Genomic DNA, 18,973 nt, shown 5'->3' with positions numbered 1-18,973 from the left:
GTGGCCGTCAGAGATCACGCTTCCTCAGCGGCCGTACGGCGGGCCCATGGAGGATCCGGCCGTCCGGGGCGAACCGGGAGCCGTGGCACGGGCACTCCCACGCCTGTTCCGCACTGTTGAAGGCCACGACGCAGCCGAGATGGGTGCAGCGGGCCGAGACCGCCTGGAGCCGCCCCTTCTCGTCGCGGTGAACGGCGTACTGCCCGCCGTCCATCCGCACCACGGCGCCCTCACCCGGCGGAATGTCCTCCGGCGCGACCCCGGTCAGCGGCGGTATCCGGTCGCCGACGAAGTGCCGGGCCACGTTGGCCTGGTGTTTCAGGAACGACCCGCCCGCACGGACCACGGAGCCCAGCCGGCGAGGATCGTAGAGGCCGCTCCACTCGACCGTACGCCCGCCGACGAGATCGCCGATCAGGCGGCCCGCCATGATGCCGCCGCTCATTCCCCAGCCGCCGAACCCGGTCGCCACATAGGTGTGGCGGCTGCCGGGGTGGAGCGGCCCGACGAGCGGGACGGAGTCGGTGGAGTCGTTGTCCTGGGTGGCCCAGCGGTGGGTGAGGGTGACCCCGGGGAAGCGGGCGTCGGCCCAGGCGGACAGCCGGGCGAACCGTTCCTCGACGTCGGCGGCGCCGGGCGTGAAGTGCTCCCCGGTGACGATCAGCAGGCGTTCGCCGTCGCCGAGAGGCGCTGTGCGCACCGAGCGCGTGGCCTGCTCCGGGGTGATGTACATGTCGCGCGGGGCCCGCTCCTCGGCGACGGGCCCGGCCACGACCAGCTCCCGGCGCGGGGACAGCCGGGTGAAGAGCAGGGCCCGGTCGAAGACGGGGTAGTGCGAGGCGACCACGACTTCGCGGGCGCGCACCGACACACCCGCGTCGGTCGACAGCACGCAGGGCTCCCCCTCGGTGAGCCCGACGACCCGAGTGCCCTCGTAGACCGAGCCGCCGCGCCGGCGCAGGTCGTCCGCGAGCGCCAGCAGATACTTCCGGGGATGGAACTGGGCCTGCCCGCTCACCCGGACCGCCCCGGCGACGGGGAAGGGCAACCCCGTCTCCGTGACGAACTCGGCCGGCAGGCCCGCCTCACGTGCCGCCTCCGCCTCCGCTCGCAGCTCCCCGACACGGCGCGGGTTCTCGGCGTACGTGAAGGCCGCGGCCTCCTCCCACGCGCAGTCGATGCCCAACTCGGCCACGATGTCGGCGGCGTGCCGGATCGCGGCGGTCTGCGAGCGCGCGTACAGCCGTGCGCCCTCCGGGCCGCGGGTGCGGCGCAGGCGGTCGTAGATCAGGGTGTGCAGTGCGGTGAGTTTGGCCGTCGTGTGGCCGGTGACGCCCGCGGCGAGGCGCCCCGCTTCCAGGACGGCGACCTCGCGTCCCTGGCGTACCAGTTCCCAGGCCGTACTGAGTCCCGCGATGCCGCCGCCGACCACGGCGACGTCGACGGCGAGGTCACCGGCCGGTGGCGGGGCGGGGGCACCGGGTGGCGCGGTTTCCAGCCAGTACGAGCCTTGGAACTCTCTCTCGGCGTTCATGGCCACCGAGTTCCCGCCCCGTGGGATGACACGCGGACCATCGCGGACCGTCGCGGGCCATCTGGATCGTGTTCTTTCACGTCGGGTTTCCCGGGTACCCGGGGCTCCGTACACACGCAGGAGACGACAGGAGACGAGTCGACCAGGAGGCATCGATGAGCACGGTCAAGGAAACGATCGAGGTGGAGGTCCCGCTCCGCAAGGCGTACGACCAGTGGACCCAGTTCGAGGAGTTCCCGCGCTTCATGGAAGGCGTCGACGAGGTCCGGCAGCTCGACGACCGGCACAACCACTGGACCACCAGCATCGGTGGGGTGCGGCGCGAGTTCGACACGGAGATCGTCGATCAGCTGGCGGACGACCGGATCACGTGGCGGTCCATCGGTGGTGACTCCGAGCAGCGCGGCTCGGTCCGGTTCGAGCGGCTGGACGACACGCACACGCGGGTGGAGCTCACGATGGACGTGCAGCCGAGCGGTGTCGTCGAGAAGGGCGCGGACGCGCTGGGTGTGATCGACCGGCGGGTGAAGGGGGACCTGCGTCGTTTCAAGGACTACGTCGAGAGCGCCGGGGACAGCGGGGGCTGGCGCGGCCGCATCCGGCCGGAGAACCCGGGAACCAGCCTCTGACGGGAGCGGACACCCCGGTCGACTCACCTCGGCCGGGGCACGGCAGCCTCCCAGATCCCCGCGGCCACCCCCTGCGCGAACTCGACCGGCGGCGGCTCGTTCGGTAGCTGCGCGGGCGCCGTCGTGCCCTTCTTGCCGCCCGCCCGGTCGGCGAACAGCGCGACCGTCAGGGCGAGTCGGGCGTCGTAGCCGGTGGTCCACACGGTGCGTCGGGTGATGCCGCCCCCCGCACCACCGGTGGCGAACACCGTCGCCTTCGCCGGTCCGGCGGAGACGGGCGTCGGCCCGGCGCCCGCGCGCGCGCCCGCCACGAGCGCCTCCTTCTCACCCAGCACCCGACGCACCTCGGGACGCGCCCGGTAGACGGTGCGGCCCTCCCGGGTGATGCGTGCGACGGTGTACGGGGCGGCGTACCTGCCGTCCGCCGCCAGCGTCGCGTAGGCCGACGCCAGGTTCAGCGGGGTCGGCGCCGGCGTCCGCAGCAGGGCGCGCAGCGGCTCGCCCGCCGCCCCTCGCAGCGCGCCGAACGGCTCCAGTGCCGTCCCCGCCTCCACCGCCCCGCTCACCGCGTCGTTGAACGGCTGCCGCGCGTAGTCCGAGCCCCCGTACAGCAGTCGTACGGCCCCGTCGCCGGGCACCGTCCCGACGACGGCGGTGTGCACCCGGACGCCGCCCTTGCCCCCGGGGTGCTCCTGGACCAGCTGCGCGGCGCTGTCCTGGAGCGCCAGGTCGAAGGTGGTCGTCACGCTGTAGCCGCCGCTCGCCAGTTGGTCCTCGGTGATGCCGAGCCGGTCGGCGGCCTCCTTCGCGGCGACGTCGATCAGATACTGCCGCTGCCCCTCGGTCTCGCCCGGCGGATAGAACCGGAACGCCGGGAACCGTGCCGCGTCCCGCTGCTTCGCCGTGATGCTCCCGCCCGCCGCCATCGCGTCGAGCACCCACTCCCAGCGGTCCCGCAGTTTCGCGGTCACCTTCGGATCGGAGCCCGCCTTCTCGTAGTACGAGGGGATGTTGACGATGGACGCGAGCGCCGCCCCCTGCGCGACCGTCAGGCTCTTGGCGTCCACGCCGAAGTAGTTGCGCGCGGCGGACTGGATCCCGGCGGCGCCCCGGCCGAAGTACACGGTGTTGAGATAGCCCTCCAGGATCTCGTCCTTGCCGCGGGTGCGGTCCAGCTTGATCGCGACGATCGCCTCACGCGCCTTGCGGGACAGCGAACGCTCCGGGCTCAGCAGCGCGTTCTTCACGTACTGCTGGGTGATGGTGGAGCCGCCCTGCGGGTCGCCGCCGGTCAGGGTCGCGAGCGTTGCCCGCGCGATGGCCTTCGGCGAGATGCCGCTGTCCGTACGGAAGGAGCGGTTCTCCGCGGCGATCACCGCCTCCTGGACATGCCGGGGCACCGCCGACAACGGGACGTCCTGCCGGTCGACCGGTCCGCGCCGCCCGAGATACGCGCCCTCCGTGTCGAGGAACACGGTGCTCTGGGTGACGGTCTCGGGGTGCGGCTTCGGGATGGGCGTCAGCTGGTACGCCAGGACGGCCGCCGCGCACAGCGTCGCGACCAGCGTGAGGAAGGCGTAGAGCAGCAGGCGCAGTCGACGGCCCCGGGTGCGTCGGAACCGGGTGCGCAGCGGCATGCGCACACGGTGCCGGGTGCGCCTCTCGACGCGCCGCACGCTCCGCGCGGATGGCGGGAGGTCCGGATTGTCCTGCCCGTCCGGCCCGTTCATCTCGTTCGTATCGTTCGTATCGTTCATATCCGCCACCACTCACCGGCGGACCGCGCCGCGACGTCGCCCTGCGCGTCGTACACCGTGACGATCCGTTCGTCCCCTTCCGTGGAGAGGACCGCTTTCATGTCCTCGTCGGGTACGGGCGTCCTCGCGTACCAAAGGCCCCAGCCCGGACTGCCCGCCAGGACCAGCACCTTCGCGGTGACCGTGCCGTCACCGGTCCGTACCTCGACGCGGTCCGGTTCGCCGTTGAGGCCATGGAAGAGGCCCGACAGGAAGAAGCCGCCGTCCACGTTGTCGACTCGGACGGACACTCCCGGTTCGTCGCGGGCGGGCTCGCTGTCCTCCGGCCCCTTGAGACGGATGGGCACCGACCAGTACCCGCGATCCGCCGTCAGCCACACCCGCACCCCCGGCCCGACGGTCACCCGCTCGCCCGGCCCCACGACCCGGATCGGGCTGGCCGCCGAACCGGTGCCGTCCCCGGCCCGGGCTCCGGAAGTCCCGCCCTGCGCACCGCTCATGCGGTCGACGCCGAGCAGCGCGACCGGTGTGAGCAGTGCCGCGCACGCGGCCGAGGCCACGGTGAGCCGGCGCTTCTGCCGCATGCGGCCCCCTGCCTGGAGGTCGGCCAGCGGCACCTCGGACGGGACGACGTCCTCGACGGCACGGGCGTACACCTCGCGCAGCCGTCCGGGGTCGGCGCCGGCCGTCTTGAGGCCCTGTCTGACCTGGGCCCGCACCGAGCCCACCGAACAGCCCAGCAACTGGGCGATCTCCGCGTCCGCCAGCCCCTCCCAGAACCGCAGCACCAGAACCGCCCGCCGCCGTGCCGCCCGACGGCCGCGCACCGGGCGCAGATGACCCCGCACCAGACAGCGCCGTACATGGAAGTCCACGTCGTTGCGCGGCACGCGCCGCCACCGTGCGCACATCCGCACCAGCGTTCTCCGCGCCAACTCCTCCGCCGCACCGGGGTCGTCGGTGAGCAGCCGCGCGGTCGCCAGCAGCCCGGACCAGTGCGTTCGGGCGTACGCGGCGAAGTCGTGGCCTGCGGGGAGTGCGTGGGGGGTCGGTGGCACGTGGGCGGTCCTTCGGCTCGGGAACTCGGGGCAACTGATGGAGCATGGAGACGGGTTGAGCAGCCGAGGAGCCAACGCCGTTGAAAAAAGGGGAGCCTGGGACCCCTGTGCGTCGTCTTCCCGGACGGGACCTGTACGCACGGCGGAGGTGGACGGGTTGCAAGGAGAGGGCACGGATTCCGGTGGGGGCATGACCGAGGAAGAGTTCGACGCGTTCTACGCGACCGCGTTCCCCCGGCTGACCGGCCAGCTCTACGCCTTCACCGGAGACCACGGCGAGGCCCAGGACGTCGTACAGGAAGCGTTCGTACGGGCCTGGGACCGGCGCAGGCAGTTCCTGGCGGACAGTGCCCCCGAGGCGTGGATCCGTACGGTGGCCATGCGGCTGGCGGTGAGCCGCTGGCGGCGGGCGAAACGCTGGCTGGAACTGGTACGGCGCACTCCGCCGCCCGACTCCACCCCCGGGCCGGACCCCGAGCACACCGCGCTCGTGGCCGCCCTGCGCGAACTGCCCGAGGTTCAGCGGATGGCGATCGTCCTGCACCATTTGTGTGACCTGAGCGTGCAGCAGGTAGCCTCCGAGACCGGCGCGCCCGTGGGGACGGTCAAGGCGAGGCTGTCCCGGGGGAGGGCGGCTCTGGCGAAGCGTCTCGCGGTGGACGAGGCGGAGGCCGACGGGCCGGTACGGGAGGAGAGCGGCCGTGTCCGATGAACTCTCCGACTGGCTAAGCGAGTTGGCCGCGAGCCGGGCCACCCCGCCGGTCGTCGACGGCGCCGGGATACGCGCCCGGGCGATCCGCCGCAGGCGCCGCCGCCGTACCGCCGTGACCCTCGGCGCGGGGACCGCCGCCCTCGCCCTGCTGGGCCTCGCCCTGACATCGACTCTGGACGGGCCCGCGGACCGTTCGGTCCGGCCTCAAATCCCGGCCGCCGACGGGGCGACGAGCGGGTCCACGACCGGTCCCACGAGCGGTCCGGCCCAGTCCGTCCCGCCATCCCCTGGCGCCCCCGAACCGGTCGCCGGCACGCTCCTCCTGTCCGAGCGCACTCTCACGGTCGACGGCCGGACACTGTCGGCCCTCTCGGGATACGACGGCTCCCGCAGGTTCGCGGGCCCGCTGACGGTGGTCGCGAAGCACGCCTCCCGCGACCTGGCCGTCGGCATGCCCTCCAAGGGCCCCGTCGACGTGGCCGTCCCCTACGTGGTCGAGCTGCGCGACACACGGGACAAGCCCCTCTACGTCGGCAGCTACACCAAGCCGTTGGCCCTCGGCGAGTACAAGGTCACCAGTGACTGGCTCGCCCTCGACGGCGGGGACGCCAAGTGGTTCTACGCCCGGATCCGCGTCGGCGACAGCATCGCGCTGACGACGGCCACGACGCCGACCGCCACGACGCCGAGTGCCACGCTTTCCGGCCGGGCTTCGGAGGCCGGCCGGGGGCTAGGATCCGAATCATGGCGCTGACCGTGAACGACGTGGACCGGTTCGAGGCGACGAGGCCCCGCCTGGAGGCCATCGCCTATCGCCTCCTCGGCTCCGCGAGCGAGGCCGAGGACGCCGTGCAGGAGACGTTCCTGCGCTGGCAGGCCGCCGACGTCGGCCGCATCGAGGTGCCCGAGGCCTGGCTGACGAAGGTGCTCACCAACCTGTGCCTCAACCAGCTCACCTCGGCCCGCGCCCGGCGCGAGACCTACGTGGGCCAATGGCTCCCCGAGCCGCTGCTCGCCGGCGACCCGATGCTCGGCCCGGCCGACACCGCGGAACAGCGCGAGTCGGTGTCGTACGCGGTCCTCGCCGTACTGGAACGCCTCTCCCCCAACGAGCGCGTGGTGTACGTGCTGCGCGAGGCCTTCGACTACCCGCACCGGGAGATCGCCGAGATCCTCGACCTCACCGAGGCCGCCAGCCAGCAGATCCTCCACCGCGCCAAGAAGCACGTCGCGGCCGGCAAGGCCCGCACCGAGGTCGACGAGGCCGCCGCGCGGCGCATCGTGGAGGAGTTCCTGGAGGCGGCCACCAGCGGTCGTACCGAGCCGCTCGTCCGGCTGCTCACCCAGGACGCCGTCACGATCGGCGACGGTGGCGGCAAGGTCCCGGCCCGCGCGAAGGCGTTCGAGGGCGCCGTCGCGGTCGCGAAGTTCCTGCGGGGCCTGTTCAAGCCCGGCGTGGCCAAGCGCGCCATCGTCGGCGGCTCGCCCGAGCTCTACGCCGCGACCGCCAACGGCGACCCGGCCCTCGTGGCGGTCCTCGACGGCCGGGTCATCGGCGTCATGTGCCTGGAGGTGACCGCCGAGGGCATCGTCGGGGTCCGTAACCAGGTCAACCCCGACAAGCTCGGCCGCGCGGCGGAGCGGTGGGCGGCGATGGACCACGGGGAGCCGCTGCTGCGCAACGCTTTCTGAGCCCACTGACAACGATTGAGCCCACTAACGATGATGTGACGTGCTTCACATCTCATTCCTGTCAGGAAACGGCGGCCCGCCCGGTTCAAGTGGCGAATCAGCCCAAGAAACCGAGCAACAAACCGCCCAAGAACCGCCCAAGACAGGAGTACGGACATGCAGCACCGCATCGTCGTCCTCGGAGCCGGCTACACCGGGGCCATCGCCGCCGGGCGCCTGGCCAAGCGGCTGCACCGCGCTGACGTCGGCATCACCCTCGTCAACGCCGAACCCGACTTCGTCGAGCGCGTCCGGATGCACCAGCTCGCGGTCGGCCAGGACCTCAAGCCCCGGCCCTTCAGCGAGATGTTCGCGGGCACCGGCGTCGAACTGAGGCTCGCGAAGGTCACCGGCGTGGACGTCGACGGCAGGACGGTCGCCGTCACCGACGCGAGCGGTACGGAGGAACTGGTGCCGTACGACACCCTCGTGTACGCCCTCGGCAGCGGCTGGAACGACCACGGCGTCCCCGGCACCGCCGAGCACGCCCACGAGATCGCCTCTCGCCCCGGAGCGCTCCGGCTGCGTGAGCGCCTGGCCCGCCTGGACGCCGGACAGCCCGTCGTCGTGGTCGGCGGCGGCCTCACCGGCGTGGAGGCGGCGACCGAGATCGCCGAGGCCCGCCCGGATCTCGACGTGGCCCTCGCCGCCCGCGGCGCCCTCGGCGACTGGCTCTCGCCCAAGGGCACCCGGCACCTGCGGAAGGTCTTCGGCCGGCTCGGCATCACCGTGCACGAGCACGCCGCGGTCACCGCCGTAGCGGCCGACCACGTCACCACCGCTGATGGCGGGACGATCCCGGCCGCGGTCACCGTCTGGACCACCGGCTTCGCCGTCCACCCGATCGCGCGGGCCACCACCCTGGAGGCCACCGACACCGGCCAGATCGTGGTCGACGGGACGATGCGCTCGGTCTCGCACCCGGACGTGTACGCCATCGGCGACGCGGCCCTCGCGATGGGCCCCGGCGACAAGCCCCTGCGGATGTCGTGCGCCTCGGGCACCCCCACCGCATGGCAGGCCGCCGACGCCATCGCGGCCCGCCTGACCGGCGGCAAGCTCCCGAACGCACCGCTGCGCTACTTCAACCAGTGCATCTCGCTGGGCCGCAAGGAAGGCCTCATCCAGTACGTCACCGCCGACGACCGAGCGGTCCGCGCGGCCCTGACGGGACGACTCGCCGCCGCCTACAAGGAACTGGTCTGCAAGGGCGCGGCCTGGGGCGTCGCCAACCCGACGATGGGCATCCCGGCCCGCCGTCGCCGCGTCGTGGCACAACCGGCCCGGGCGGGCTCGACGGCCGAGGCGTCGGCCTGATCGCACCGCCGGCCTGACGTTGCGATCAGGCCGGCGGTGCCACTGTGGTGCCCAACTGCCCCCCACCAGCGCAGTCATCGCCATGTCATCGCGATGTGAAGAGCTGTTCCTACCGTCTGGAGTGTTCGTTGACGGGTACGCCCACGACTCCAACGGGGAGATCAGCAATGTCGAAGACGAGCAGGACGGTACGGGCTGTCGGCACCGCGGTCATGACGGCGGCGTTGGCGGTCGGTACCGCCGTGGCCTTTCCCTCCGCCGCTCAGGCGGCCGACGCGGAGCACTACTACATCCAGATCGGCGGCACCGGTCGCACGGAGAACCGGCCCGGATGCGACACCGCCACTTCCTCCTACGACCAGGCGAACCGGGCTCTCAACCTCGGTGCCTCCGCGGTCCCGGTGTGCTACCCGGCCAGCGCCGGTCCGCTCATAGGCCCTCACGGCAGCCTCATCGACGAGGCCCTGAGGTTCAACCCCGACGCCCTCACCGCCCCGACCTACGACGCCAGTGTGGAGAAGGGCTACAAGGCGGCGTTGGACAAGGCGTTGGAAACCCACAAGAATCACCCGGCCGCACGTCTCACGATCACCGGCTACTCCCAGGGCGCACAGATCGCCGACCGGGTGCTCCAGACGATCGCGGCCGGCGGCACCGGCATTCCGCGCTCGCAGGTCGACGGTGTGCTCTACGCCGACCCGATGCAGCCCGACACCGGCCTCGGGGCGCACTTCCCCAAGGGGTTGGGCATCCCCGGGGTGGCCACCCTTCCTGGCGCCGGCCCGGTGGACTTCAACGGCATCCCGGTCTCGCGGTACTGCATCACCGCCGACCCGGTGTGCGATCTGAGGTCCCCCCTGAACGCGCCCAACTACTTCACCCTGCACGGGAAGTACCCGGAGTTCGTCATCCCCCAGACCCTGGCCGACCACGGTCAGCACGGGGTCCACTGGAGGAAGGCCGACGGGAGCCCCGAGGCCGGGTAAGGCTCCCGGCGGAACGGGAACGGGAACGGGAACGGGGGAACGGGGACAGGGGGAGCAGCGGCCCGGCCGACCACGCGTCGGCCGGGCCGAGGGGCGAGCGGTTACGCGCCGTCCCCGCCCGCCTGCCGTCGCCGCCCGAGGTCATCCAGCACGCGGGAGATTCTCGCCCGGTTGGCGTCAGCGGCGGGGAGGGTCGTGGACCGCTCGAAGAAGTCGCTTGCCCCGGCCAGGTCTTCCGCCACCGCGCCGTGCCAGATCAGGCGGTGGCGTATCGCGATCTCCGAGGCGGTGCCGGTCTGCTCGTCCAGGATCGCGCGGGAGCGGTGGAGGAGTTCGGCGGCCGCCTGTGGGTTGCCCAGCTCCGCTTCGGCCGTGGACAGTCTGCGGAGCACGGCGGCGTACAGGGGGACGTCCCCGAGCCGCCTGGCCAGGTCCTCGGCCTTGCCGAGGGTGCCGACGGCCTCGGCCGGTCTGCCGAGGTCGAGTTGGAGGCCGCCCAGGCGGAGCAGCGTCTTGCCGTGCAGCCTGGGACTGCCCGTCTTCTCGGCGAGGGCGATCGCCTCCAGGTAGCGGTCGTACGCCTTGTCGTGCTCTTCGAGTTGGTGGTGGATGTCGCCGACGCGGGTCATGACCGAACCCATGAGCCAGCCGTCGTGGTCGAACGTCCCCACCAGGCCGGCCACTTCGGCGAAATGGGTCATGGACTCGGCTATCCGCCCCTCCAGGTTGGCGAAGGTCCCGAGACCTGCCGCGGCTCGGGCCCGCTCATGCGGGTCACCGGCCCGGCGGCTGATGTCCAGCGCTTCCGTGAACCAGGCGCGGGCCTGCTCGTAGCGGCCCCGCAGCCCGTACATGATGCCCAGGCTCGTGCGCAGCGCGGAGACCATGCGCCGGTCGGTCGCCCGGCCCACCACCGGCAGCACCGTCTCCAGCGCGCTGCGGCACTCGTGGAACCGCCCCTGTCGGGTGAGGTAGTCGACCAGGCCCTCGGCGAGCCAACAGGCGTCGTCCAGCCGGCCCACGGCCACCGCCTGAGCGACCACGTCGACCAGTTCACCGCCCGCCGCGTCCAGCCAGGCGGTGGCCTCCTCCCAGTCCGTGAAGGGGCCGATGCCCTGCGGGCCGGTCGGGAAGGAGGCGCCCCAGTCGCTGGCGCAGCGGGCGGCGGTCACGTACAGCCGGAACACACCGCTGCGGCCCGCCGCGACCTCGTCGGGCGATGCGGCGGCAACGCGTCGGGCGTAGACCGCCGCCAGGTCGTGCAAGCGGTAGCGGTCGGCGGTCACCCGCTGCACCAGACTCGCGTCGGCCAGGCTTTCCAGGCGGCGCTCGGCGTCGGGGGGCGTCCAGTCGACCAGCGCGGCCAGCGTCAGCCGGTCCAGCCGCACGGTGGGCGACAGGCCCAGGGCGCGGAAGGCCTGCTGCTCGGCGACCGGAAGCCGGTCGTAGGAGATCTGGAACGCGGCCTCGACGCTGCGGTCCTCCACCGCGAGTTCGTCGAGCCGCCGCTCGTCGTCGGCCAGGCGCGCCAGCAGGGCTTCCACCTCCCACAGCGGGCGGTCCTGGATGCGTGCCCCGACGATGCGCAACGCCAGCGGGAGCCGGTCGCACAAGGTGGCCAGTTCGCGTACGGCGATGCGCTCGCGGTCGGATCCTTCGCCGCCGACGATGCGGGTCAAAAGGCCCGCCGCCTCGTCGATGCCGAGGGGCGACAGGGAGACCCTGCGGTCCGCGTCCAACCCGGTGAGGCGCCGGCGGCTCGTCACCATCACCATGCTGCCGGGGCCGGCGGGTAACAGCGGCCGCACCTGCTCGGCGCGGGCGGCGTCATCGAGGACCAGGAGCAGCCGCAGGGATGCGGTCGCCGCCCGCCATGACGCGGCCGACTCGTCCAGGTCCTCGGAGCCCTCGCCCTCACCGGCGCCCACCGCCCGCAGCAACCGGCGCAGTACGCGGTGCCGCCCGGCCGTCTCACGGTCCTCGCGGTGCCCGTGCAGCTCCACGAACAGGCAGCCGTCGGGGTACCGGTCCCGCAGCGCTCGCGCCGCACGCACCACCAGCGCGGTCTTCCCGACGCCGGCCATGCCGTCCACCGCCCGGACGGTGACCGCCCGCGCGTCGGCAGGCGCGACGAGCAGGTCGAGTTCCCGCTCCCGGCCCGTGAAGTGGCCGATCTCGACGGGCAGTTCCTGGCGTACCCGGCGCTGCTGACGCGCCTGACCGGGCCGGCGAGCCTGACCCGGCCGTCGGGGTTCATCCGGCTGTTCCGTCGGCTGCCCTGTCGTCACGTGCCCTATTGACACGTGCCATGTCGTGAGACCTGCCGTCGGCGGAAACGCGTCGTCGCCCCGGAGGACCGCCTCGTGCACCCGGCGCAGTTCGGCGCCGGGCTCCACCCCCTGCTCGTCCACCAGACGGCGGCGCATCGTGGCGTAGACGTCGAGCGCGTCGGCCTGCCGGTTGCCGGCGTGCAGAGCACGCATGAGCAGGGCGGCCAGCGCCTCGTTGTGGGGGTGGGTCGTGGTCAGGGAGAAGAGTTCGCCGACGGCCTCGGCATGCCGTCCCAGCCGCAGCTGGCAGTCCACCTTGTCCTGCACCAGCACGAGCCGCCGCTCCACCAGCCGCAACCGCTCCCCCTCCGCGAAGGGGCCCGGGATTCCGGTCAAGGGCTCGCCGTGGAAGAGCCCCAGTGCCCTGGACCATGCGTCCACGGCGGCATCCAGGTCTCCGGAATCCCTCGCCGCACGCCCTTCGACGGCGATCTCCTCGCATCGCGTCAGGTCCACCTGCGCGCTCGCCGGTGCGAAGCGATAGCCACCGCGAACGGTGTCGATCACGGACCGGCCCGAGCGCTCCGCGCTCGCGTGCGCATCCAGGCGTTTGCGTAACCGGTGCACATAGACCGGGAGCACTTTGTCGCCGGTACCGGGAAGATCGGCACCCCACACGCCGTCGAGCAGTTGCTGCCGACTGACCGTCCTGCCCGGTCGAAGCAGGAGAGAGGCCAGGAGAGCCTGTTCACGAACCGGCCCGAGCTCCACGGACGCGTCGCCGCGCCAAGCCTGAAGCGGACCGAGCAGAGCGAATCGCAGTTGCTGATTTGCATCCGTGGATAACTCACACTTGATCGGCACGCGGGGAGCCTATAAGGACTGCGGCGACCTGCTGCGACTCTCACAAGTCCCGCCCCTATCGCGTACGGCGGCACCACACCGCCCGGAACTTCTGGACTGTCTGTCTATAGTTGGAATGAAAATCCAGAGTCGCAATCCAGAATCACAATCCAGAATCCAAAATCCGGATGGACATCTCCCTGTGAGCACTCCCCACCCCGCCCTGACCCTGGCCGACCCCGACACCCCGTTCGCCGTCGTCGACGTCCACCGGACCCGGCGCAACATCGAACGGCTGGCGGAAAGGGCCGACCGGCTCGGCGTCGCCCTGCGCCCCCACGTGAAGACGGCCAAGAGCCTCGACGTCGCCGCCCTCCTGCGGCACGGCACCCCCGGCCCGATCACCGTCTCCACCCTCGCCGAGGCGGAGGCGTTCACCGACGGCGGCTACCGCGACATCACCTACGCCGTCGGCATCGACCCCCACAAACTCCCGCGCGTGATCGCCCTGCTGCGCCGCGGTGTCGCCCTGCGCATCCTGCTGGACAGCACCGAGCAGGCGACCTTCGTCGCCGACGCCGCCCGCCGGGCCGGTCTCCCCGTCCCCACCCAGATCGAGATCGACTGCGACGGCCACCGCGGCGGCCTCAGGCCCGACGCCCCCGCGCTCCCCGAGATCGGCCGCATCCTGCACGAAGCGGGCTGTCTGGACGGCGTACTGACCCACGCGGGCGAGTCCTACTTCGCCTACACCGCCGAGGAGCGGCGCCTGGCGGCGAGGAATGAACGCGACACCGCCGTCGCCGCGGCCGAGCGGCTGCGCGCGGCCGGTCTGCCCGTGGCCACCGTCAGCGTCGGCTCCACGCCCACGGCCCACGCGGCCGAGGACCTCACCGGCGTCACCGAACTACGCGCGGGCAACTACGTCTTCTTCGACCTGGTGATGGCCGGCCTCGGCGTCTGCCGCATCGAGGACCTCGCCCTGTCGGTCGTCGTCACCGTCATCGGCCACCGCCCCGAGTACGGGTGGATCGTCACCGACGGCGGGTGGATGGCCATGTCACGCGATCGCGGCACCTCCGGCCAGGCGCAGGACCAGGGCTACGGCCTGGTCACCACCCTCGACGGCACCCTCGTCCCCGGTCTGGTCATGACGGCCGCGAGCCAGGAACACGGCACCCTCAACGTCCGCGACGGTGCACGCCTGCCCGACCTGCCCGTCGGCACCCGCCTGCGCATCCTGCCCAACCACGCCTGCGCCACGGCCGCCCAGCACCACGGCTACCACGTCGTCGACAGCACGCGAACCGCCGAATCCGCCGCCGACACCGCACCGCGGATCCAGGAATTCTGGAAGCGCGTCACCGGCTGGTGACGCGCCCGTCTCAGCGGCCCTTCCTCTTGGCGGCGGAGGCGGAGGCGGAGGAGGCGCCGGAGGAGGCGGAGGAGGAGCGGCGGCGGCCCTGGCCGGGTCGGCCGCGGCCTGAACGCCGGGCGGAACCCGTGCGCTCGGGGCGGTCCTCGGTGACGGGCGGAGGGAGGACGACCGGCACGCCGGAGGGCGTCTGGGCGCCGGTGATGCGGTTCAGTTCGGTCCCGCCCGAGCGGACCCTGGTGGTCGTCGGAGTGATGCCGGCGTCGGACATCAGCCGCGTCATGTCGCGGCGTTGGTGGGGCAGCACCAGGGTGACGACCGTGCCGGACTCGCCGGCGCGTGCGGTACGGCCGCCCCGGTGCAGGTAGTCCTTGTGGTCGCCGGGCGGGTCGACGTTGACGACGAGGTCGAGGTCGTCGACGTGGATGCCGCGGGCGGCGACGTTGGTGGCGATCAGGGCCGTGACGTGACCGTCCTTGAACTGGGTCAGGGCACGGTTGCGCTGGGACTGCGACTTGCCGCCGTGCAGGGAGGCGGCGCGCACACCGACGGCCAGGAGCTTCTTGGCCAGCCGGTCCGTGGCGTGCTTGCTGTCCAGGAACATGATCACCCGCCCGTCGCGGGCGGCGATCTCGGTCGTGGTGGCGTGCTTGTCGTCGTCCTCCACGTGCAGCACGTGGTGGTCCATCGTCGTGACGGCGCCCGCGGACGGGTCGACCGAGTGGACGACGGGATCGTGCAGGTAGTTGCGGACCAGCCGGTCGACATTGCGGTCCAGCGTGGCGGAGAACAGCAGCCGCTGGCCGTCGGGCCGCACCTGGTCGAGCAGGGCGGTCACCTGCGGCATGAAGCCCATGTCGGCCATCTGGTCGGCCTCGTCCAGGACCGTGATGGCGACGCGGTCAAGACGGCAGTCGCCTCGGTCGATGAGGTCCTTGAGCCGGCCGGGCGTCGCGACGACGACCTCGGCACCGCCGCGCAGCGCGCTCGCCTGGCGGCCGATCGACAGGCCGCCGACGACGGTGGCGAGCCGCAGGCGCAGCGTACGGGCGTAGGGGGTGAGCGCGTCGGTGACCTGCTGGGCCAGCTCACGGGTGGGTACGAGGACGAGGGACAGCGGCTGCTTGGGCTCGGCGCGCTGCCCTGCCGTACGGGCCAGCAGCGCGAGGCCGAAGGCCAGCGTCTTGCCCGAACCGGTGCGGCCCCGGCCCAGGACGTCCCGGCCGGCCAGCGAGTTCGGCAGCGTGGCGGCCTGGATGGGGAACGGGGCGGTCACGCCTTCGGCGCTCAGGGTCGCCAACAGCTGCCCCGGCATGTCGAGCTCGGTGAACGCCTCGACCGGCGGCAGTGCGGGGGTCAGCGTCACCGGCAGCGCGAACTCACCGCCGGACGCGGCGGGCCTGCCTCCGCGACCGCTCCGCCCGGCCTTGGCCGAACGCGAGGGCGCGCCCTGGCGGCCCGTCCCCTGCGAACGGACGCGGTTGCCCCGGGCGGAACCGGCGGTACCGGTGGAGCCTGCGGAGCCCTTGTCCGTGCGGGAGCGGGAGGAGCTGCTGTTCGTACGAGCCGAGCGGTTCAATGGGGACCTTCCTCGATACAGCACTGTCGGCGCCTGTCGGCACCTGTCGCACACGAGCCGGGGCCCACACCCCAAAGGTGCGGGCCCCGGCCGTGCGTGCGCGTCAGCGTCAGGCGGGAACGATGTTCTCGGCCTGGGGGCCCTTCTGGCCCTGCGTGACGTCGAAGGTCACCTTCTGGCCTTCCTGAAGCTCACGGAAACCGGAGGTGGCGATGTTCGAGTAGTGGGCGAACACGTCCGGGCCGCCACCCTCCTGCTCGATGAAGCCGAAGCCCTTTTCCGCGTTGAACCACTTCACGACGCCAGTTGCCATACTGAATCTCCCTTAAGGCAATGCCCGGGTTCGCACTTTGCGGACCCGGCGTAGCAGCGATTTTGACCCGACGGGAAGATCAAGAAGTCCCGGAAAGCCCCCGGAAACACAAAGAGTGCTCGTCGACGGAAGGTCGAAGAGCACTCAGAAGCCTCTGGTAACCAAAACTGCCACTTCAGGCAAAGGTAGCACAGGTCCACGACCTGGTCCCGGCGACAGCCGGATCCACCGCACTCCCTAGGCGTCGGGCAGCGACGCCGCCAGGTGCTCCCACGCCGCGTGCACCTGCTCCCCGACGATCCCGAACTGCGTGATCACCGCGACGCAGCGGCCGTCCTCGTCGTCGAGTTCGAGCGCCGAGGTCGGGCCGTGTGCCGCCGTGGAGCGGACGAGGTGGCAGGCGCGGACGCCCGCCAGGTCGATCTCCACCGAGCTCTCCGCGATCGCCGCGAACACCCGCCCGCCGACGGTCCGGTCGGTGACGTGCACACGACCGACGCACGCCTGCATGGCCGCCGGGGCGAACACCGCGACGCCGATCGGCAGCCCGACGGAGCAGACGTGGTCGAGCACGGAGGGGATGACGCCGACGTCGATCGGCCGGTGCTCGCCCCGGTACCGGTCGAACGCCTGGCGCCGGGCGATGCCGCCGTCGGTGAGGACCGCGTCGAGCTGGGCGAGCTGGTCGCCGTTCTCCCACGCCGCCAACTCCGTGGCGGGGGACGGCCGTTCGGTGCCCGGCGATCCGGTGGCGACCGTGCCGGCGAGTCCGACCAGCAGCCGGTCCCCCTCGGAGAGCAGCCGCCCCTGGTGCACGGTCCGGCCGTCCGCGTCGAGCAGGCGTACGGCGACCGATCCGGTGCCCTCGTCCCGCGCGACCACGGCCGCGGCGACGCCGTCGGCGTCGAGGCGCAGCGCGATCTCGCCCGGCCGGACGGCGAACGCGTCGCCGCGCAGGCTCGGTACCGCGTAACTGCCGGCCTGGTCGATCCGCGCGACCGGCCCTGCGGTGACCGCCTGGACGTACTGGAAGAGGGTCAGGCACCGTGCCAGCTCCGGCATGCGGGAGTCGATCAGCCGCACGCTGTCGCCGCGCCTGGGGCAGCAGCCCTCGAAGGCGCACCCGTGCTGGTCCGTCATGCTCAGTACACGTCCCGTACGTAGCGCTTCGCCCGCCGCAGGTCGGCGAGGTACTCGGCGGCATCGTCGTCCCCGCGTCCGCGCTGCTCGGCGAGGACCCCCAGCAGCGCCGCCTCGACGTCCTTCGCCATGCGGGAGGCGTTGCCGCAGACGTAGAGGTGCGCGCCCTCCTCCAGCCAGGCGTACAACTCCCGTGACCGCTCCCGCATCCGCGTCTGCACGTAGATCTTCTCGGCCTGGTCGCGCGAGAAGGCGAGGTCCAACTCGGTGAGTACGCCGCTCTTTTGGAGTTCGGACAGTTCGTCCTCGTAGACGAAGTCCGTCTCGCGGTGCTGGTCGCCGAAGAACAGCCAGTTGCGGCCGGAGGCGCCCCGCGCGGCCCGCTCGTGCAGGAAGCCGCGGAAGGGGGCGATGCCCGTGCCCGGGCCGATCATGATCACGGGGGCCTCGTCGTCGGCCGGGACGCTGAAGGAGGCGTTCGGCTGGAGGTAGATGCCCACCGGGGACGCACCGGTTCGGTCCGCCAGGTACGTCGACGCGACACCCTCGTACCGGCGGTCCCCGGCGCCGTAGCGAACCGACGCGACCGTGAGGTGGACGCTGCCCGGGTGGGCGAGCGGGCTCGACGAGATCGAGTACTGGCGGGCCTGCAACGGCCGTAGGAACGGCAGGAGTTCGGCGAGCGACGGTGCCTTGGACCCGGCGTCGCGCAGGAGATCGAGCACATCCCGGCCCCAGAGCCAGGAGTCCAGGTCGGAGCGGTCGCCGTGCGCGACGACCGAGGCGAGTTCGCCGTCAGGGGCACGCTCGACCAGGTCGGCGATCAGCTCCTTCGACGGGGTGCGGATCTCGCGCTCGGTGCGCAGGAGTTCGGCGCTCTCCTCGTCACCGCGCGCACCCAGGTGCTCCAGCAGCGCGCCGACCAGAGCGTCGTCGTTCAGCGGTACGACGGCCAGCGCGTCGCCCGCCTCGTAGGTGATGCCGCTGTCGCCGAGGTCGAACTCGAAGTGGCGGATCTCCTTCGCGCTGCGCGGGGAGGACAGGAGCCGGTTCACGGCGAGGCGGGACTGGTACGGGGTGCGCCTGTTCCAGGGGGAGCGGGGCTTCGCCGGTGCCTGCGCACTCGCGTCGCCCTTGCCCGTCGCGCCCGTCTCCGAGGCGATCCGCTCCAGGACCGCCGAAGTCCACGCGGCGGCCGGCTCCTCGAAGTCGACGTCGCAGTCCACGCGTTCGTGCACCCGGGTCGCCCCGAGCTGCTCCAGCCGCGTGTCGATGAGCTTCGCGGCCTGGCAGAAGTCGTCGTAGCCCTGGTCACCGAGCCCGAGGACCGAGTAGCGCACGCCCTCCAGGCGCGGCGCCGTGTCGGACTGCAGCGCCTCCCAGAACAGCCCTGCGTTGTCGGGCATCTCGCCCTCGCCGTACGTCGAGGTGACGACGAGGACGTGGGACATGGCGGCGAGCTGCTCGGGCGTGACGTCGTCGAGCGCGGCGGCCTTCCCGCCGAGGCCGCGGGCGCGGGCCCCGGCGACGACCTCGTCGGCCACCAGTTCGGCGTTCCCGGTCTGTGTGCCGACCAGGACGTCGATGGTCGCCGTGGGCGCGTCGACCGCCGCGCCGTCCCGGCGGCCGGCGGCGGCGATACCGGCGATGAACCCGGCGAGCCAGGCCTCCTGCTGGGCGGAGAAGGGCGCGTCGGCGGGGATGAGGGACCCGGTCGGGGGCATGAGGG

General features: G+C 72.3%; 15 protein-coding genes. 7 read left to right on the top strand and 8 right to left on the bottom strand.

Translation table 11 applies throughout. The features are described from left to right. Positions 1 to 7: 7 nt before the first annotated feature. Positions 8 to 1,534: an FAD-dependent oxidoreductase gene (locus tag ACIA8X_RS02670; RefSeq protein ID WP_399457632.1), complete on the bottom strand. Its 1,527-nt coding sequence runs from the start codon at positions 1,532 to 1,534 to the stop codon at positions 8 to 10. Positions 1,535 to 1,689: 155 nt separating this feature from the next. Here ACIA8X_RS02670 and ACIA8X_RS02665 point away from each other — a divergent pair, with 155 nt between their 5' ends. Further along, positions 1,690 to 2,163, top strand: coding sequence for an SRPBCC family protein (locus ACIA8X_RS02665; protein ID WP_399457631.1), 474 nt, complete (start codon positions 1,690 to 1,692; stop codon positions 2,161 to 2,163). Positions 2,164 to 2,186: 23 nt separating this feature from the next. On the opposite strand, the gene ACIA8X_RS02660 is transcribed toward ACIA8X_RS02665, so the two are convergent. Both ACIA8X_RS02660 and ACIA8X_RS02655 read right to left on the bottom strand, forming a co-directional pair. Continuing rightward, the gene (locus ACIA8X_RS02660) at positions 2,187 to 3,800 is read right to left on the bottom strand and encodes a transglycosylase domain-containing protein (RefSeq protein WP_399457630.1); all 1,614 of its coding nucleotides are present in this window, start codon (positions 3,798 to 3,800) and stop codon (positions 2,187 to 2,189) included. 116 nt (positions 3,801 to 3,916) lie between these two features. Beyond that, entirely contained in the window at positions 3,917 to 4,978 is a 1,062-nt protein-coding gene (locus ACIA8X_RS02655; protein WP_399457629.1) for a sigma factor-like helix-turn-helix DNA-binding protein, read from the bottom strand. Between the two features lie 190 nt (positions 4,979 to 5,168). Between ACIA8X_RS02655 and ACIA8X_RS02650 the strand changes: the two genes are divergently transcribed. From ACIA8X_RS02650 to ACIA8X_RS02630, 5 genes are all read left to right on the top strand, one after another. Then, positions 5,169 to 5,690 (top strand): SigE family RNA polymerase sigma factor, encoded by a 522-nt coding sequence (locus ACIA8X_RS02650; protein ID WP_399457628.1) that lies wholly within the window; start codon positions 5,169 to 5,171, stop codon positions 5,688 to 5,690. Then, positions 5,680 to 6,444, top strand: coding sequence for a hypothetical protein (locus ACIA8X_RS02645; protein WP_399457627.1), 765 nt, complete (start codon positions 5,680 to 5,682; stop codon positions 6,442 to 6,444). Before ACIA8X_RS02650 ends, ACIA8X_RS02645 begins: the two co-directional genes overlap by 11 nt. Then, on the top strand, positions 6,435 to 7,382 hold the full coding sequence (locus ACIA8X_RS02640; RefSeq protein WP_399457626.1) for an RNA polymerase sigma-70 factor: 948 nt from the start codon (positions 6,435 to 6,437) through the stop codon (positions 7,380 to 7,382). Before ACIA8X_RS02645 ends, ACIA8X_RS02640 begins: the two co-directional genes overlap by 10 nt. Before the next feature lie 156 nt (positions 7,383 to 7,538). Beyond that, entirely contained in the window at positions 7,539 to 8,738 is a 1,200-nt protein-coding gene (locus ACIA8X_RS02635) for an NAD(P)/FAD-dependent oxidoreductase (RefSeq protein WP_399457625.1), read from the top strand. A gap of 167 nt (positions 8,739 to 8,905) precedes the next feature. Then, positions 8,906 to 9,724: a PE-PPE domain-containing protein gene (locus ACIA8X_RS02630; protein ID WP_393454438.1), complete on the top strand. Its 819-nt coding sequence runs from the start codon at positions 8,906 to 8,908 to the stop codon at positions 9,722 to 9,724. Positions 9,725 to 9,825: 101 nt separating this feature from the next. Here ACIA8X_RS02630 and ACIA8X_RS02625 read toward each other — a convergent pair whose 3' ends face one another. Continuing rightward, positions 9,826 to 12,765, bottom strand: a complete 2,940-nt coding sequence (locus ACIA8X_RS02625) for an AfsR/SARP family transcriptional regulator (protein ID WP_399457765.1) — start codon at positions 12,763 to 12,765, stop codon at positions 9,826 to 9,828. Positions 12,766 to 13,039: 274 nt separating this feature from the next. Between ACIA8X_RS02625 and ACIA8X_RS02620 the strand changes: the two genes are divergently transcribed. Further along, positions 13,040 to 14,212: a DSD1 family PLP-dependent enzyme gene (locus ACIA8X_RS02620; protein ID WP_399457624.1), complete on the top strand. Its 1,173-nt coding sequence runs from the start codon at positions 13,040 to 13,042 to the stop codon at positions 14,210 to 14,212. 10 nt (positions 14,213 to 14,222) lie between these two features. Here ACIA8X_RS02620 and ACIA8X_RS02615 read toward each other — a convergent pair whose 3' ends face one another. From ACIA8X_RS02615 to ACIA8X_RS02600, 4 genes are all read right to left on the bottom strand, one after another. Next, on the bottom strand, positions 14,223 to 15,791 hold the full coding sequence (locus tag ACIA8X_RS02615) for a DEAD/DEAH box helicase (RefSeq protein WP_399457623.1): 1,569 nt from the start codon (positions 15,789 to 15,791) through the stop codon (positions 14,223 to 14,225). A 109-nt stretch (positions 15,792 to 15,900) separates the two neighbouring features. Further along, positions 15,901 to 16,104, bottom strand: coding sequence for a cold-shock protein (locus tag ACIA8X_RS02610; protein WP_093907474.1), 204 nt, complete (start codon positions 16,102 to 16,104; stop codon positions 15,901 to 15,903). A 237-nt stretch (positions 16,105 to 16,341) separates the two neighbouring features. Further along, positions 16,342 to 17,244, bottom strand: coding sequence for a hypothetical protein (locus ACIA8X_RS02605; protein WP_399457622.1), 903 nt, complete (start codon positions 17,242 to 17,244; stop codon positions 16,342 to 16,344). Positions 17,245 to 17,246: 2 nt separating this feature from the next. After that, on the bottom strand, positions 17,247 to 18,968 hold the full coding sequence (locus ACIA8X_RS02600) for a sulfite reductase flavoprotein subunit alpha (RefSeq protein WP_399457764.1): 1,722 nt from the start codon (positions 18,966 to 18,968) through the stop codon (positions 17,247 to 17,249). Between the last annotated feature and the right edge of the window lie 5 nt (positions 18,969 to 18,973).

It is taken from the genome of Streptomyces sp. NPDC051738, from assembly GCF_044453205.1.
GTDB lineage: Bacteria > Actinomycetota > Actinomycetes > Streptomycetales > Streptomycetaceae > Streptomyces.
This window is presented reverse-complemented; position numbering and strand designations above follow the sequence as displayed.

Bases quoted from the DNA above. Each gene is read 5' to 3' on its own strand.
- ACIA8X_RS02670 (WP_399457632.1), bottom strand. From the start codon at position 1,534: ATGAACGCCGAGAGAGAGTTCCAAGGCTCGTACTGGCTGGAAACCGCG.
- ACIA8X_RS02665 (WP_399457631.1), top strand. From the start codon at position 1,690: ATGAGCACGGTCAAGGAAACGATCGAGGTGGAGGTCCCGCTCCGCAAG.
- ACIA8X_RS02660 (WP_399457630.1), bottom strand. From the start codon at position 3,800: ATGCCGCTGCGCACCCGGTTCCGACGCACCCGGGGCCGTCGACTGCGC.
- ACIA8X_RS02650 (WP_399457628.1), top strand. From the start codon at position 5,169: ATGACCGAGGAAGAGTTCGACGCGTTCTACGCGACCGCGTTCCCCCGG.
- ACIA8X_RS02640 (WP_399457626.1), top strand. From the start codon at position 6,435: ATGGCGCTGACCGTGAACGACGTGGACCGGTTCGAGGCGACGAGGCCC.
- ACIA8X_RS02635 (WP_399457625.1), top strand. From the start codon at position 7,539: ATGCAGCACCGCATCGTCGTCCTCGGAGCCGGCTACACCGGGGCCATC.
- ACIA8X_RS02630 (WP_393454438.1), top strand. From the start codon at position 8,906: ATGTCGAAGACGAGCAGGACGGTACGGGCTGTCGGCACCGCGGTCATG.
- ACIA8X_RS02610 (WP_093907474.1), bottom strand. From the start codon at position 16,104: ATGGCAACTGGCGTCGTGAAGTGGTTCAACGCGGAAAAGGGCTTCGGC.
- ACIA8X_RS02605 (WP_399457622.1), bottom strand. From the start codon at position 17,244: ATGACGGACCAGCACGGGTGCGCCTTCGAGGGCTGCTGCCCCAGGCGC.
- ACIA8X_RS02600 (WP_399457764.1), bottom strand. From the start codon at position 18,968: ATGCCCCCGACCGGGTCCCTCATCCCCGCCGACGCGCCCTTCTCCGCC.